At 50.2% G+C, this 13102-nt stretch carries 13 protein-coding genes and 1 other RNA gene; 7 read left to right on the plus strand and 7 right to left on the minus strand.

Annotation, left to right across the window (positions count from 1 at the left end; all coding sequences use genetic code 11):
* Positions 1–20 precede the first annotated feature (20 nt).
* The 3 genes from H591_RS0112350 to H591_RS0112360 form a co-directional block, all read right to left on the minus strand.
* Positions 21–1130, minus strand: coding sequence for an ABC transporter permease (locus H591_RS0112350; protein ID WP_022967275.1), 1110 nt, complete (start codon positions 1128–1130; stop codon positions 21–23).
* Positions 1131–1133: 3 nt separating this feature from the next.
* Positions 1134–3854, minus strand: a complete 2721-nt coding sequence (gene rbbA / locus H591_RS0112355; RefSeq protein ID WP_022967276.1) for a ribosome-associated ATPase/putative transporter RbbA — start codon at positions 3852–3854, stop codon at positions 1134–1136.
* Positions 3855–3968: 114 nt separating this feature from the next.
* Positions 3969–4937, minus strand: a complete 969-nt coding sequence (locus tag H591_RS0112360; RefSeq protein WP_022967277.1) for an HlyD family secretion protein — start codon at positions 4935–4937, stop codon at positions 3969–3971.
* A gap of 382 nt (positions 4938–5319) precedes the next feature.
* Here H591_RS0112360 and H591_RS16020 point away from each other — a divergent pair, with 382 nt between their 5' ends.
* On the plus strand, positions 5320–5487 hold the full coding sequence (locus tag H591_RS16020) for a hypothetical protein (protein WP_156853219.1): 168 nt from the start codon (positions 5320–5322) through the stop codon (positions 5485–5487).
* Here H591_RS16020 and H591_RS0112365 read toward each other — a convergent pair.
* From H591_RS0112365 to H591_RS0112375, 4 genes are all read right to left on the minus strand, one after another.
* Positions 5453–6064 (minus strand): 5-formyltetrahydrofolate cyclo-ligase, encoded by a 612-nt coding sequence (locus H591_RS0112365; protein ID WP_022967278.1) that lies wholly within the window; start codon positions 6062–6064, stop codon positions 5453–5455. The two genes, H591_RS16020 and H591_RS0112365, sit on opposite strands and share 35 nt — an antisense overlap.
* A gap of 7 nt (positions 6065–6071) precedes the next feature.
* A non-coding RNA gene (gene ssrS, locus H591_RS15905) (6S RNA) lies at positions 6072–6250 on the minus strand.
* Positions 6251–6291: 41 nt separating this feature from the next.
* Complete coding sequence (locus H591_RS0112370; RefSeq protein WP_022967279.1) at positions 6292–6588, minus strand: cell division protein ZapA; 297 nt, start codon at positions 6586–6588, stop codon at positions 6292–6294.
* Entirely contained in the window at positions 6585–6773 is a 189-nt protein-coding gene (locus H591_RS0112375) for a TIGR02449 family protein (protein ID WP_022967280.1), read from the minus strand. The genes H591_RS0112370 and H591_RS0112375 overlap by 4 nt, the downstream gene beginning before the upstream one ends.
* Before the next feature lie 284 nt (positions 6774–7057).
* On the opposite strand from H591_RS0112375, the gene H591_RS0112380 reads away from it, so the two are divergent.
* From H591_RS0112380 to H591_RS0112405, 6 genes are all read left to right on the plus strand, one after another.
* A complete protein-coding gene (locus H591_RS0112380) occupies positions 7058–7624 on the plus strand; it encodes a UPF0149 family protein (protein ID WP_022967281.1) in 567 nt (188 codons plus the stop codon).
* A 17-nt stretch (positions 7625–7641) separates the two neighbouring features.
* Positions 7642–8976 carry a Xaa-Pro aminopeptidase gene (gene pepP / locus H591_RS0112385; RefSeq protein WP_022967282.1) on the plus strand — a complete coding sequence of 445 codons (1335 nt, stop codon included), beginning with the start codon at positions 7642–7644 and terminating at the stop codon, positions 8974–8976.
* Positions 8977–8979: 3 nt separating this feature from the next.
* Positions 8980–10176: a 2-octaprenyl-6-methoxyphenyl hydroxylase gene (gene ubiH, locus H591_RS0112390; protein WP_022967283.1), complete on the plus strand. Its 1197-nt coding sequence runs from the start codon at positions 8980–8982 to the stop codon at positions 10174–10176.
* A gap of 2 nt (positions 10177–10178) precedes the next feature.
* Positions 10179–10673, plus strand: coding sequence for a DUF4442 domain-containing protein (locus tag H591_RS0112395; RefSeq protein ID WP_022967284.1), 495 nt, complete (start codon positions 10179–10181; stop codon positions 10671–10673).
* Between the two features lie 9 nt (positions 10674–10682).
* A complete protein-coding gene (locus H591_RS0112400; RefSeq protein WP_022967285.1) occupies positions 10683–11900 on the plus strand; it encodes a 2-octaprenyl-3-methyl-6-methoxy-1,4-benzoquinol hydroxylase in 1218 nt (405 codons plus the stop codon).
* 183 nt (positions 11901–12083) lie between these two features.
* Complete coding sequence (locus tag H591_RS0112405; protein ID WP_022967286.1) at positions 12084–13085, plus strand: extracellular solute-binding protein; 1002 nt, start codon at positions 12084–12086, stop codon at positions 13083–13085.
* The last annotated feature ends 17 nt before the right edge of the window (positions 13086–13102 follow it).

Here is a 13102-nt window from a genome sequence, read left to right on the forward strand (position 1 = left end):
CTGAATAGGCTTAACGCTATCTATGCCGTTAAGCTGCGACGGAAACGCGCCAAGGCCACTAAGAAGAACACTGTACCTATCGCTGCCAACGCCAGCATTTCCGGCCAAACCAAGCCAACCCCTGCTCCTCTAAACAAAATCGCCGTCGACAAGCTGACAAAGTGCGTGGTCGGAGAAAACTGCATCACCATCTGTAACCACTCTGGCATGCTATCGAGTGGTGTACTACCGCCAGATAGCAGCAGCATTGGCATCACTACCGGAATCGCTAACAGACCAAACTGTGGAATCGAGCGCGCCATCGTGGTTAAGAACACCGCCAGTGCAGTACTGGCAAATAAATACAGTCCAGTAACAAACAGATACAACAGCATTGAGCCAGCCAACGGCACACCTAGAGCTTTTTTGACAATCAACTCAAGCGACAGCCAGGTACAAAACACCACCACCAAAACGCTAGTCCAGACTTTCGCCAGCATGATTTCAAAAGCCGTTAACGGCAGCACTAGCAAGTGCTCCAAGGTACCGTGCTCACGCTCACGTAACAGCGCCGTACCAGTCAATAAAATAGCGAGAATAGTGACGTTATTGATGATCTGAATAATTGCTAAAAACCAGCCGCTTTGCATATTGCTATTGAACAAGGCTCGGGTTGTCAGCTTAATCGGCGGCTCGCTGGCTGCGCCACTTAATTGCTGCAGCTCGCGCTGAAAAATACGCCCCATATAGCCAGCACCCATAAAGGCTTGGCTCATCGCCGTGGCATCCACATTGACTTGCAGTTCAGGCTGCTTACCAGCCATTAGGTCTGCTTGAAAATCCACCGGCACATTAATTACGAAGGTGTAGCGCCCACTGTCGAGCACTTCATCAATTTGCGCATAAGGTATAAGCACTGGCGTTTGAAACTGTGGCGGCCGTAATACTTCAGCGAGCTGGCGTGACAGACGACTGTTATCTTCGTCGACAATCGCCACGCTGGCATTGTGTACGCCAATCGAGGAGCCAGAAGCCGGCATATAAATCGCCGCACTAAAGGCATACAGCATAAATAGCAGCAACACTGAGTCATAACGCAGACTGATCAGCTCTTTGATGCCTAAGCGGAAGATGTGAGATAACTTATGCACGACTTAGGCCTCCTGCTTTTTCAAAAGAACCAGACTCAAGCCGGTAAAGCCTAAGAAAAACCCGAACAAGGCTAAACACTGTGGCCACAGATCGCGTAAATTCAAAGCCTTAGTGAAGGTACCCACTGCAATATCCAAGAAATAGCCCGCAGGGAATAACACCCCCATCAGCGCCGCACCACCATCCAGCGAAGAGCGTGGCGTGATCAGCCCAGAAAACTGAATGGTCGGTAAAGTGGTCAAAATCATCGTGCCTAAAATCGCTGCAATTTGAGTTTTAGTCACAGTGGATACCAATAAACCAAAGCTGGTCGTCGCTAACACATAGAGCACGCCACCCACAGCTAAAGCAAAACCACTGCCTTTCAGTGGCACATCAAACAGCCAACGGTTAATTGCCACCAGCAAGGTAAGATTAAGCAGGCTAACCAACAAGTAAGGTATTTGTTTACCCAATAAAAACTCTAAGCGGGTCAAAGGCGTGGCATAAAAGTTGGTGATAGAGCCAAGCTCTTTTTCACGCACCACGCCCAAAGCGGTCAACATCGATGGAATAAACACTAAAATCAGCGCCATCACACCAGGGCCAATGGCATTCACACTGATCACATCTTGGTTGTAGCGAAAACGTGTTTCTAAACGCGCGGGCTGCGCTAAAGACGAAACTGCAGCACTGCCTTCATCACGCAATCGCTGCAAGCTTTCTTGGTGCACAGCTTCGACATAGCCACGGCTAGTTTCCGCGCGAAACGGCATGCCACCGTCCAGCCAAATACCCACTTCAGGTTGTCGTCCCGCATACAAGTCGCGGCCAAATCCTGCGGGGATTTCAATCGCCAATTTAATGTCAGCACGCTGTAAGCGCGCATGTAAGTCCTGCATATTCTCTAAAGGTTCACGTTCGGCAAAATAGCGTGATCCACGAAACGCCTCTAAATAAGCTCGACTCTGCGGACTTTGGTCCTGATCAAGGGTGGCAAAGGCTAAGTCTTCAACATCTAAAGAAATACCAAAGCCAAAAATAATCATCATGAAGACTGCGCCAAGCAAGGCAAAGGCTAGACGCACACGGTCACGCAGCAACTCTTTACTTTCGCGCACAGCCAAAGCTTGAGTGCGCTTCAAACTAAAGCCTCGTCGCGGAATACTGGTTAGCGCTTCGGTGGCAGTGCTTTGTGGCTCATGCTGCTCAGCGCTGAATCCTTGCGCCTCTTGCAAACAGGCCACAAAGGCATCTTCAAGGGTCTCGCCAGCATACTGCTGTTGTAACTCGGCAGGCGTGCCCACCGCCAATACTTTGGCCGCATGCATCAAAGAAATACGGTCACAACGTTCGGCTTCATTCATAAAGTGGGTGGATAAGAAAATCGTCACCCCTTGTTCGCGCGATAACTCAAATAACAGTCGCCAAAAATCATCACGCGCAGCCGGGTCAACGCCTGAAGTGGGCTCATCAAGGATTAACACTTCCGGCTCATGAATCACTGCCACGGCTAAAGATAGACGCTGGCGCAAACCTAATGGCAAGGCACCCGCTTGCTCGTTGGTGTAGCTGCCTAATTCAAAGCGTTTAATCAAGGCTTGCGCGCGCTCAGCACCCACTGCTTTAGGGATATCAAATAAGTGTGCATGCAGTTCAAGGTTTTGCAGTACTGTCAGCTCGCCATACAGGGAGAAACTTTGCGACATAAAGCCAACACGTTTGCGCGTGGCTAAATCATTGGCATCCACAGGTTTACCGAGCAGCCAAGCCTCACCTTCTGTGGCTGGCAGCAATCCGGTCAACACCTTCATAGTGGTGGTTTTGCCACAACCATTGGAGCCTAAAAAACCAAAAATCTCGCCACGCTTAATCTCAAAGCTAACGTTATTGACCGCAGTAAAATCGCCAAAACGTAAGGTTAGATCAGTGGCTTTAATCACGATCTCATGCTTATCTGGGGCAAACGGGGTGATCTGTAGCGGCTCAACCTTAACTGCACCAGCCCCTTGGTAGTGGGTAAAAGCATTATCAAGCTTACCGCTAGGGGTTACGGCTGCTAACTCTTGAGTTAAACCTGAGGCAATCAAGCGACCGCGATCCATCATCAAGCATTGTTCAAACTGCTCAGCTTCTTCCATATAAGCAGTAGCAACCAACAAGGTTAAATGTGGGCGATCAGCGCGCACCGTCTCAATCAAGTCCCAAAAGTGTCGACGCGCTAAGGGGTCAACACCAGTGGTTGGCTCATCAAGAATCAATAAATCGGGGTCATGAATCAGCGCGCAACACAAACCCAGTTTTTGCTTCATGCCGCCCGACAGCTTACCGGCGGGGCGATCGGCAAAATCAGCCAAATCGGTTGCCGCTAAAAGACTGGCCATGCGCACTTCATGCTCAGCTCGACGCAAGCCAAACAAGGTGGCAAAAAAACGGATATTTTCTTTGATCGACAAATCAGGATAAAGGTTATGCCCTAAACCTTGCGGCATAAAAGCAATCCGCTGGTACAAGGTTGAGCGATGACGACGCTGATCAATCGGGCCATCTAAGACCTGCAACTCACCTTGCTGGAGGATTTTCACTCCAGATATCAAGCCAAGTAAGCTCGATTTGCCGGCACCATCAGGTCCAATCAAGCCGCAGCGACTGCCCACTGGCAAACTAAAGCTGACATCTTCCAGCGCCTGCTGCTTGCCATAGCGGTGCGAAATATTGACCGCATTGATTGCTTCTGTGCTCATCTTTTACCTAACGCCCCAATCCGTTTTCGTCGACGACAGTGCTCTATTAACGCTGGGCACTGTCGCTTAAATGCATGACTCGCCGGCCAACACGCTCAGCACAGCGAAGCAGACTTACTGTATCGACTCAGGCCAACTGACATCAGCAGCATGGCGCACGTAGGCAGAGCCCGGCATGCCTGGCTTAGCCTGCGGCACAGCAGCAGGATCGGTGAGGCGCAGCTTCACCCGAAACACTAATTTCTGGCGCTCATCGCGGGTTTCTACTTCTTTGGGTGTGAACTGTGCTTTGGCGGCAACAAAAGCCACTTGGGCAGGCAATGGCTGCTCACGTAATGCGTCTAAAACAATCCGCGCTTCATCACCAGCAGCTAAACGCCCGGCTAAAGCAGACGGTAAATAGACATTCATGTATTGGTCAGACGGATCGATCAATAAAAACACCCGACCACCGGCACCGAGTACTTCACCCGGCTCAGCCAAACGCAATTGCACAATACCGTCCATTGGCGCACGCAAACTGCTGTCATCAATCTCACTGGTCAGTTGCGCGACCATCGCTTCAGCTGCAGTAATCGACGCTTGCGCCGCCTGCACCTGTGCTTTCGATGCCTCTAAGGCTGCCGAAGAGGTATCAAAACGCGCTTGCTGCTGATCAATTTGCTGGCCGCTGGCATGGCCACGTTCAAATAACTCACGAAAACGTTTGAGATCTTGCTGAGCTAAACGGCGCTCACTCTCGCGCAAATGCACTGTTGCCTGAGCTGCAGCGACATTTTCACGGGCACGCAACACTTCTGACTGCGCTTGATTACGCTGCGCTTCTAACGTACGTGTATCCACACGTGCGAGTAACTGTCCTGCACTCACACGGTCGCCTTCGGCCACCAGCACTTCCGCTAAACGACCCGGATGCTTAGTCGCTACCTGCACTTCTGTTGCTTCTAAACGACCGTTCGCTTCGTAAATCCCCTCAGGCAGACGATCTTGTAACGACTTCCAATAGCCAAAACCACCCGCCGCCACTAAAGCCAGCAACAAGGGTGCAATAAATAAACGAGAAGGACTTTTATGCGTAGACATGCTTGCTCCTAGCAAGTGGAAATAATACAACTCGCGGTATCTGCGCTGCATTACTTATAAAATGAATCAAAACTGCAATCTGCAGTTGGTTACCCAACCACTATCCCAGTTTCTGCAATACCCATTAAGCATAAGACTATTGTACCCTCTGCACTGCAGGCGTCCAGACACTACCGTCTTAATCAGCTGTAGAAATATTGATCTAGACAGTCTTAATACAGTTTTAGAGAAAATATAAAATAAAATTGAACTTTAGTTAAAAGTAATAATCTGTGCTTGTTGAGCTGGAGCTATACTTAACTAATTCACATCAATAAAACTGTGCCAAAACACTCGCAACACAGCGAGTCTTGCCAAACAGTTTGCCGAAAGGACGGCAGCGATGAAGAGAAAACCTGATTTACTGTGGATTTTAGCGATTATATTTGGCCTTGGTGTGATTACCACCGGATACACACAAAGCCTATGGGAGCGTTCAGCCAGCTATACAACTCCCGCCTCTTATCAAATGCATATTAGTTTGCTACCACAGACCAACGCTGATCAGTAACCACTGCATTCAACGGCACATCCCAAGACGCTACTGGCAATTGCTCAACCTGCTGACACGCATGCGCTAAACCAATGCGCTGCGGCGTAGTTAAGTGATTACGCTGATGCAACTCAGCAAAACAGCGATCATAAAAGCCACCACCCATACCTAGCCGTCCGCCATGCTGATCAAAGCCCACCAGCGGCAAGAAAACCGCATCCAAAGCCCATACCGAGCGCTGATCTGCTGCACACCAACGCGGCTGCAAAATACCAAAACGATTCTTCTGCCATTGCTGATCACGCGCACGCACGCGCTGAAATACCATTGCGGTTTTTGGCCAACGCGCTAAAACGGGCAAATACACATGCTTACCGCGCCGCCAAGCCTCGCGCATTAGCAAAAGCGGATCAATCTCACCATCACTGGCAATATAGAAAGCAATATGTTGCGCACGACGAAAGAGCGGATGCTGAGCCAATTGTTGATACAACTGCTGCGCCGCTTGAGTTTGCTCAGAGGAAGATAAACTGCGTCGCTTGCTACGTAATAATTTGCGTAGCTGGACTCGATTCAAAGAAGTGTTGCCATCCATCAAAAAAAGACTCCCCGGATGTGTCGCTGTCGACATAGCCCTTGAACCCGAAAGTTCAAGGTGGAGATTACGTCAGATCTTTAGGCTTTCCGCAAGCGGACATGCTCACCAATCTAAAAATGTAATCTCCGGGTTGGTGTGAATCGGCTCAGGGACGCAGTCCACTGGCGCACACTCTAGGGAGACGCTTTTAGTATACACGGATCTTTGCGAGGCTCAAGCACGCTTCATTCGCTGGCATCTAAAGTTTCTTGGACACGATTGACCAACTGCTGAATTTGCGCGGTATCATCTGTGGAAAACAGATCATTGCGCTGCTGATTGTGCAGTTCATGGGTGATATTTAACGCCGCCATCACCGCAATTCGCTCAGCACCAATGACTTTGCCAGCGCGGCGAATTTCACGCATTTTTTTATCTAAGTACTCGGCTGCCCGCTCGAGGTTAGTACTTTCGGCAACCGGACAAGCAATATGATAATCCTTATCTAAAATGCGCACAGTTACCGTCTGCGATTGAGTCATGAATCCTGCTCCAATGCTTTGAGTCGAGAAATCATAGCTTCGACTTTTTGCCGAGCTATTTCATTTTTTTCTATGAGCTGCCCACGCTCTACACGCAATGCTTTATTTTGCGTTTTAAGTTCAGCGTTACGTTGAATCAGTTGCTCAACGACCTGCACTAAGGCTTGCAAATCAGTACTTTTCACCAGCCCTCCAGGCACTCTTCAGTCATATCAGACAGCCACTATACTTGTCATTCTAGCGCTCGCCTGCCGTAGCGCACAGTGCTATAAGGCACATCTAAGAAATAAATTTATACAGTAGCATTTAGCATAAAGCGCTGCGCTACCGAGCACTTATGGGTAAGAAAAGTTATCGACGGGCTGCAAATATCACTGTTTAGCAGCATACTGAACAACGCGATATACTTGCACTCATAGCACTACCGACCACTAAAGCCACTTACCAGTTCCATTACTTCGGATTTTTCATGCCTCAATCTCAATCTGCTTATACCTCATTTGCTGCTTTACTCAACACCAGCGGCCATCCTGTCTCACCCGCCGAACTGCAAGGTTTACTGCTCGGCCGCTGCTGCGCTGGCGCAGGTTTTGCAGGACCTGGCTGGCTCGAAGAAGCACAAGATTTATTCGACAGCGAAATACCCAGCAGCCTACATGCTGCATTACTGGGCTTACAAGAAATGGTCAAAGCAGAGCTTATCGCACAGAGCAGCGTCTCTTTAACCTTATTGTTACCTAATGATGATGATCCGTTAGCCGAGCGCACTATTGCCGTTGGCCAGTGGGCACAAGGTTTTTTAAGCGGCTTTGGTGGCAATATCGGTAACACTGAGCTGTCTAAAGATGTGCGTGAAATTCTTGAAGACTTGATTTCCATTGCGCAAATTCAAGCCGACGACGAAGAAGATGAAGACGGCGAAGTGGCCTATATGGAAATCAACGAGTACTTGCGCGTTGCTCCACTGTTCATTTTCACCGAGTGCGCCAATTACATTGCACCCAGCACTGACGACGCAACACCTGCCGTACACTAATTAAGGAGCCACAGTACATGCGCTCAATCAGCACGTCTGAATACGCCCAACGCCGCCAACAATTGATGCAACGCATGACGCCCAACAGCATTGCGATCTTGCCGGCAGCTGCCATAAGTACCCGTAACAGCAGCGTTGAATACCCGTATCGGCAACACAGTGACTTTTTCTACTTATCTGGTTTTGCTGAGCCAGAAGCAGTACTGGTGTTAATTCCCAAGCGTGAACATGGTGAGTTCATTGTCTTTTGCCGGGAGCGTAATCCTGAACGTGAGCTATGGGATGGTCTGCGCGCGGGTCAAGAGGGTGTGATTGCCGATTATCAAGCCGATGATGCGTTCCCGATCAACGATATTGATGACATTTTGCCCGGTCTGATTGAAGGTCGTGATCGCGTCTATTACTCAATCGGTAACAATCCAGAATTTGATCAACAAATGATGGAATGGCTCAATAGCATTCGCAGTAAAGCGCGGATGGGCGCACAGCCACCGGAAGAGTTTGTGGTGCTGGATCACCTACTGCACGATGCGCGCCTGTACAAAAGCTCTGCTGAAATCGCCACCATGCAACAAGCCGCTGACATTTCTTGCCGCGCCCATATCCGCGCGATGCAAGCGTCTAAGCCTGGTCTTCACGAATACCACTTGGAAGCCGAACTGGATTATGAGTTTCGTAAAGGCGGCGCCCGACTACCAGCCTATTCATCGATTGTTGCTAGCGGTCACAACGCCTGTATTTTGCATTACACAGAAAACAATGCGCCGCTGCAGGATGGTGATTTAGTACTGATTGATGCTGGTTGCGAAATCGACTGCTATGCCAGCGATATCACCCGCACCTTCCCGGTCAATGGCCGTTTCAGCCCTGAGCAAAAAGCTATTTATGAAATCGTTCTGCAAGCGAACCTCGAGGCGATGAACTATATCTCGCCTCAGCACCGCTGGAATGATGCCCATGACGCTACAGTGCGAGTGATTACTGCAGGCTTATTAGCCCTTGGTTTGCTGCAAGGTGAGCTCGATGAGCTGATTGCCAGCGAAGCCTACAAACCTTTTTACATGCATCGTGCTGGACACTGGCTCGGTTTAGATGTACATGATGTTGGCGATTATAAAGTGCATGGCGAATGGCGCATGCTCGAAGTGGGCATGACCATGACCGTTGAGCCAGGTATCTATATTGCCGTCGATAACCACACTGTACCGGCACAATGGCGCGGCATTGGTGTGCGCATTGAAGATGACGTGGTCGTTACCGACAATGGCTGCCAGGTTCTGACCAACGCTGTGCCGAAAACCGTCGAAGCCATTGAGCAACTGATGGCCGCTGCGCAGCAAACAGGAGCTTAAGCCATGAGCCGAGTGCAGATCGCGATCATTGGTGGCGGCTTAGTTGGCGCCAGCCTCGCTTTAGCGTTACAAGCAGGTGCACGGGAACGGCAATGGAAGATTGTACTCATCGAACCCTATGCTCCTGGCGACAGCTATCAGCCTAGCTACGATGCACGCGCTTCGGCTTTGTCTTATGGCAGTCAACAAATTTATCAGCGCTTAGGGCTGTGGCCGTCGATCGCACCGCGCGCTGAAGCGATTAAAAACATTCACATTTCTGACCGTGGACGCTTTGCCGCAGCACGCATCAGTGCTGCCGATGAAGGCGTACCAGCATTAGGTTATGTCGTAGAAAATGCATGGCTGGGGCATTGTTTATGGGCTGCCTTAGACAGCGATGTCGTCGAGTGGCGTTGCCCTGCCAGCGTTGAACAGATGCAAACCCTCAACGACGGCTACCGTCTGCAGCTTGATGACGGCAGCAGTCTTGATTGCGACTTAGCTATTTTAGCCGACGGTGGACGCTCAGGTCTGCGTGAGCAACTGGGCATTCACGCGCAAAGCACACCTTACGGACAAAACGCCTTAATCAGCAATATCAGCACTGCACTGCCGCACCAAGGTTTAGCCTTTGAGCGCTTTACCGACGATGGCCCGCTGGCTTTACTGCCTTTGCCGGATAACCGTTGCGTGCTGATTTGGACACGTGAACCAGCTGAAGCGCAGCGCTTGTATGCGCTACCAGACAAGGAATTCTTAGAAGAGCTGCAAACCTGCTTTGGCTACCGTTTAGGTGCAATCGAGCAGGTTGGCAGCCGCCATTTGTACCCATTAAGCTTGATAGAAAGTAGCGAGCAAGTGCGCGCTAACTTAGTGGTACTGGGCAATGCTGCACACAGCTTGCACCCCATTGCTGGACAAGGTTACAACCTCTCGCTGCGCGACAGTATGGCCTTGGCTGAATGTTTATTAGCCGGCCCTGAAACGCCCGGCGATTTAGCCACTTTGCAGCGTTTTCAAAGCAACCAACAACTCGATCAAGAGCTGACCATTGGCTTTTCTGATCGCGTCACCCGCTTATTTTCAACAGGCCAACCCTTGCTGGCCAGTGGGCGTAACTTGGGCTTACTCGGTCTCGATCTCTTACCACCGGCCAAACGCTGGTTTGCTCGTCAAGCCATGGGCCTCGGCATACGCGGCACACAGGATAAAGTTTAGTCATGCAAAATAAAAAACTGGCACGCAAAGCTCGCTCTTTACGCTGGCTGATGAATCTTTACCCGCCTTATTTAGGCGCTGGGGTCAAAGTGCGAAATATCAGCCCAGACTTTCGCGAAGTGCAGGTCAGCATGGGTTTAACTTGGTACAACCGCAATTATGTTCGCACCCAGTTTGGTGGCTCGTTGTACTCGATGACTGACCCTTTCTATATGTTGATGCTGATGGAAAACCTCGGCCGTGACTATGTGGTTTGGGATAAAGCTTCGCACATTGAGTTTGTCAGTCCAGGTAAAGGCACGGTGCATGCTGAGTTTAAAATAGACCAAATGATGCTCGATACAATTCGCGAGCATACTGCTTCAGGCGAGAAGTACTTACCAAAATATAAAGTGGAAGTGCGCGATGATCACGGCACCTTAGTCGCATTGGTGGACAAAACCTTGTATATCCGCCGCAAACCTCAAGCCCAGCTTGCTGACAAAACCCCAGCCTAGGATCTCAATATGCACGCAGATTTAATCATCGTTGGTGCCGGTATGGTCGGCAGCACCCTCGCTTTAGCCTTGAAAGACAGCGGCTTGAATATCCTCTTAATTGATGGCAGCCCGCTCAGTGTTGCGCCATTTAATCGCGAGCAAGGTTTCGAGCCTCGAGTCAGTGCTTTATCAATTGCCAGTCAGCGTATTTTAGAACGCGTTAATGCTTGGCCTAGCATTCTTAAGCGCCGCACCAGCCCTTACCGTGACATGCATGTGTGGGATGGTTCTGGCACCGGTAAAATACATTTCTCGGCCAGCAGTGTGCATGCCGATACACTCGGCCATATTGTCGAAAACCGTATCGTCCAAGATGCGTTACTGGAGCAACTGCACGAATCGGAAATCGGTTTACTCGCCCACTCCAAAGTTGAACAGCTACGCCGCTCCGGTGATGGCTGGTTGGTACAACTGGAAGACGGCAGTGAGTTACGCAGTCCTCTTCTGATTGCTGCCGATGGTGCCAACTCTGCAGTACGCCGACTGGCCGGCTGCGCCACCCGCGAATGGGATTATCTGCACCATGCAATTGTCACCAGTGTACGCTGTGAAAAGCCTCATCAATACACTGCTTGGCAACGTTTCACCGATGAAGGCCCTCTAGCCTTGCTACCCTTACAGCATAACGATGGCAAAAACTGGTGCTCGATTGTTTGGTCAGTTCCTGCAGAGCAGGCAGAACAGATCATGGCGCTCGACGATAACGACTTTTGCACCGCGCTAGGGCAAGCCTGCGAACAACGTCTGGGGAATATCGAACATGCTGATCCTCGCTACAGCATTGCTTTGCGCCAGCGTCATGCCAAACGTTATGTCGAACCTGGACTTGCCTTGATTGGTGATGCTGCACACACCATTCATCCGCTGGCCGGACAAGGGGTCAACCTCGGCTTCTTAGATGCTGCTGTGCTAGCCGAAGTATTGCTCAGTGCGTTAAAACGCGGTGAGAACATTGCCAGCGAGCGCGTCCTCAGCCGCTTTGAGCGTCGCCGCATGCCACACAACTTAGCCATGATGGCGGCAATGGAAGGCTTTCAGCATTTATTCCAAGCCGATGCTTTACCGCTGCGCTGGCTGCGCAATAGCGGTCTCAATGCGGTCAATAATCTCAGCGAAGCCAAAGCGTTGTTTATTCGCCAAGCCCTCGGCTTAGGCATCGACCTACCCGACCTCGCCAAAGCTTAACAACCCTGTGCAGCGGCAATCTAACGCCTGCTGCACAGTCTTCACGCACATCGACAACAACCCTTTCTTATGCGCATTAATCTTGCCTTGGCGACAATCCGTCGCAAGCGCTGTAGTTATTTTGGTTGATAAACTAAATGCAAGTAACTATCATTTACATAATTTCACAAATTAGAGGTCGCCATGTCGATTCGTAAACCTATTCTTGCCGCGCTCGCACTCAGCGTTGTTGCTGGCCATGTTCAAGCAGCAGACGATATCGTTGTTTACTCTTCACGCATCGACGAATTAATCAAACCCGTTTTTGATAAGTACACGGCAAAAACTGGCGTAAACATCAAGTTTATTACTGATAAAGAAGCACCACTAATGGCGCGTCTAAAGGCTGAAGGCGCTAACACTCCAGCGGATATCCTGATCACCGTGGACGCCGGTAACCTTTGGCAAGCAGAGCAAATGGGTATTTTACAACCGCTCAACTCTGAAAAAATTAAAGCTAACATTCCTGCGCAATACCGTTCGAGCACCGATGGCTGGACCGGTTTATCGTTACGCGCACGTACCATTGTTTACTCAACCGATCGTGTTGAGCCCAAAGAGTTAAGCACCTACGAAGCCTTAGCAGATGAAAACTGGGACGGTCGCCTATGCTTGCGTACCAGTAAAAAAGTCTACAACCAATCACTGACTGCAACCTTGATCGAAACACACGGTGCAGAGAAGACTGAAAAACTGGTTAAAGGCTGGATCAATAACTTAGCCACTGATGTGTTCTCTGATGACACCGCGCTGCTCGAAGCGATCAATGCCGGCCAGTGTGATGTGGGTATCGTCAATACCTATTACTTCGGTCGTTTACACAAACAAAACCCCGATTTAAAAGTAAAACTGTTCTGGCCTAACCAAGACGACCGCGGCGTACACGTCAACTTGTCAGGCGCTGGTATTACCAAATACGCACCGCATGCCGACGAGGCGCGCAAGCTTTTAGAATGGATGACGACTGACGAAGCACAGAGCATCTTTGCTGGAGTAAACCAAGAGTTCCCAGCTAACCCAGGCGTGGCACCTTCTGAAGAAGTGGCGGCTTGGGGCGAGTTCAAAGCTGACACCATCCCAGTCGAAGTGGCGGGCAAGCGTCAAGCTGAAGCAATTCGCTTAATGGACCGTGCGGGCTGGCGTTAAGCGCTCAATAGCGATCA

The organism is Denitrificimonas caeni DSM 24390 (assembly GCF_000421765.1).
Taxonomy (GTDB): domain Bacteria; phylum Pseudomonadota; class Gammaproteobacteria; order Pseudomonadales; family Pseudomonadaceae; genus Denitrificimonas; species Denitrificimonas caeni.

What these genes read in the sequence shown, in the direction of transcription:
- ubiH (WP_022967283.1), top strand. Translation starts at nt 8,980, where the DNA reads ATGAGCCGAGTGCAGATCGCGATCATTGGTGGCGGCTTAGTTGGCGCC.
- H591_RS0112380 (WP_022967281.1), top strand. Translation starts at nt 7,058, where the DNA reads ATGCCTCAATCTCAATCTGCTTATACCTCATTTGCTGCTTTACTCAAC.
- H591_RS0112405 (WP_022967286.1), top strand. Translation starts at nt 12,084, where the DNA reads ATGTCGATTCGTAAACCTATTCTTGCCGCGCTCGCACTCAGCGTTGTT.
- H591_RS0112395 (WP_022967284.1), top strand. Translation starts at nt 10,179, where the DNA reads ATGCAAAATAAAAAACTGGCACGCAAAGCTCGCTCTTTACGCTGGCTG.
- H591_RS0112400 (WP_022967285.1), top strand. Translation starts at nt 10,683, where the DNA reads ATGCACGCAGATTTAATCATCGTTGGTGCCGGTATGGTCGGCAGCACC.
- pepP (WP_022967282.1), top strand. Translation starts at nt 7,642, where the DNA reads ATGCGCTCAATCAGCACGTCTGAATACGCCCAACGCCGCCAACAATTG.
- H591_RS16020 (WP_156853219.1), top strand. Translation starts at nt 5,320, where the DNA reads ATGAAGAGAAAACCTGATTTACTGTGGATTTTAGCGATTATATTTGGC.
- H591_RS0112360 (WP_022967277.1), bottom strand. Translation starts at nt 4,937, where the DNA reads ATGTCTACGCATAAAAGTCCTTCTCGTTTATTTATTGCACCCTTGTTG.
- H591_RS0112365 (WP_022967278.1), bottom strand. Translation starts at nt 6,064, where the DNA reads ATGGATGGCAACACTTCTTTGAATCGAGTCCAGCTACGCAAATTATTA.
- rbbA (WP_022967276.1), bottom strand. Translation starts at nt 3,854, where the DNA reads ATGAGCACAGAAGCAATCAATGCGGTCAATATTTCGCACCGCTATGGC.
- H591_RS0112370 (WP_022967279.1), bottom strand. Translation starts at nt 6,588, where the DNA reads ATGACTCAATCGCAGACGGTAACTGTGCGCATTTTAGATAAGGATTAT.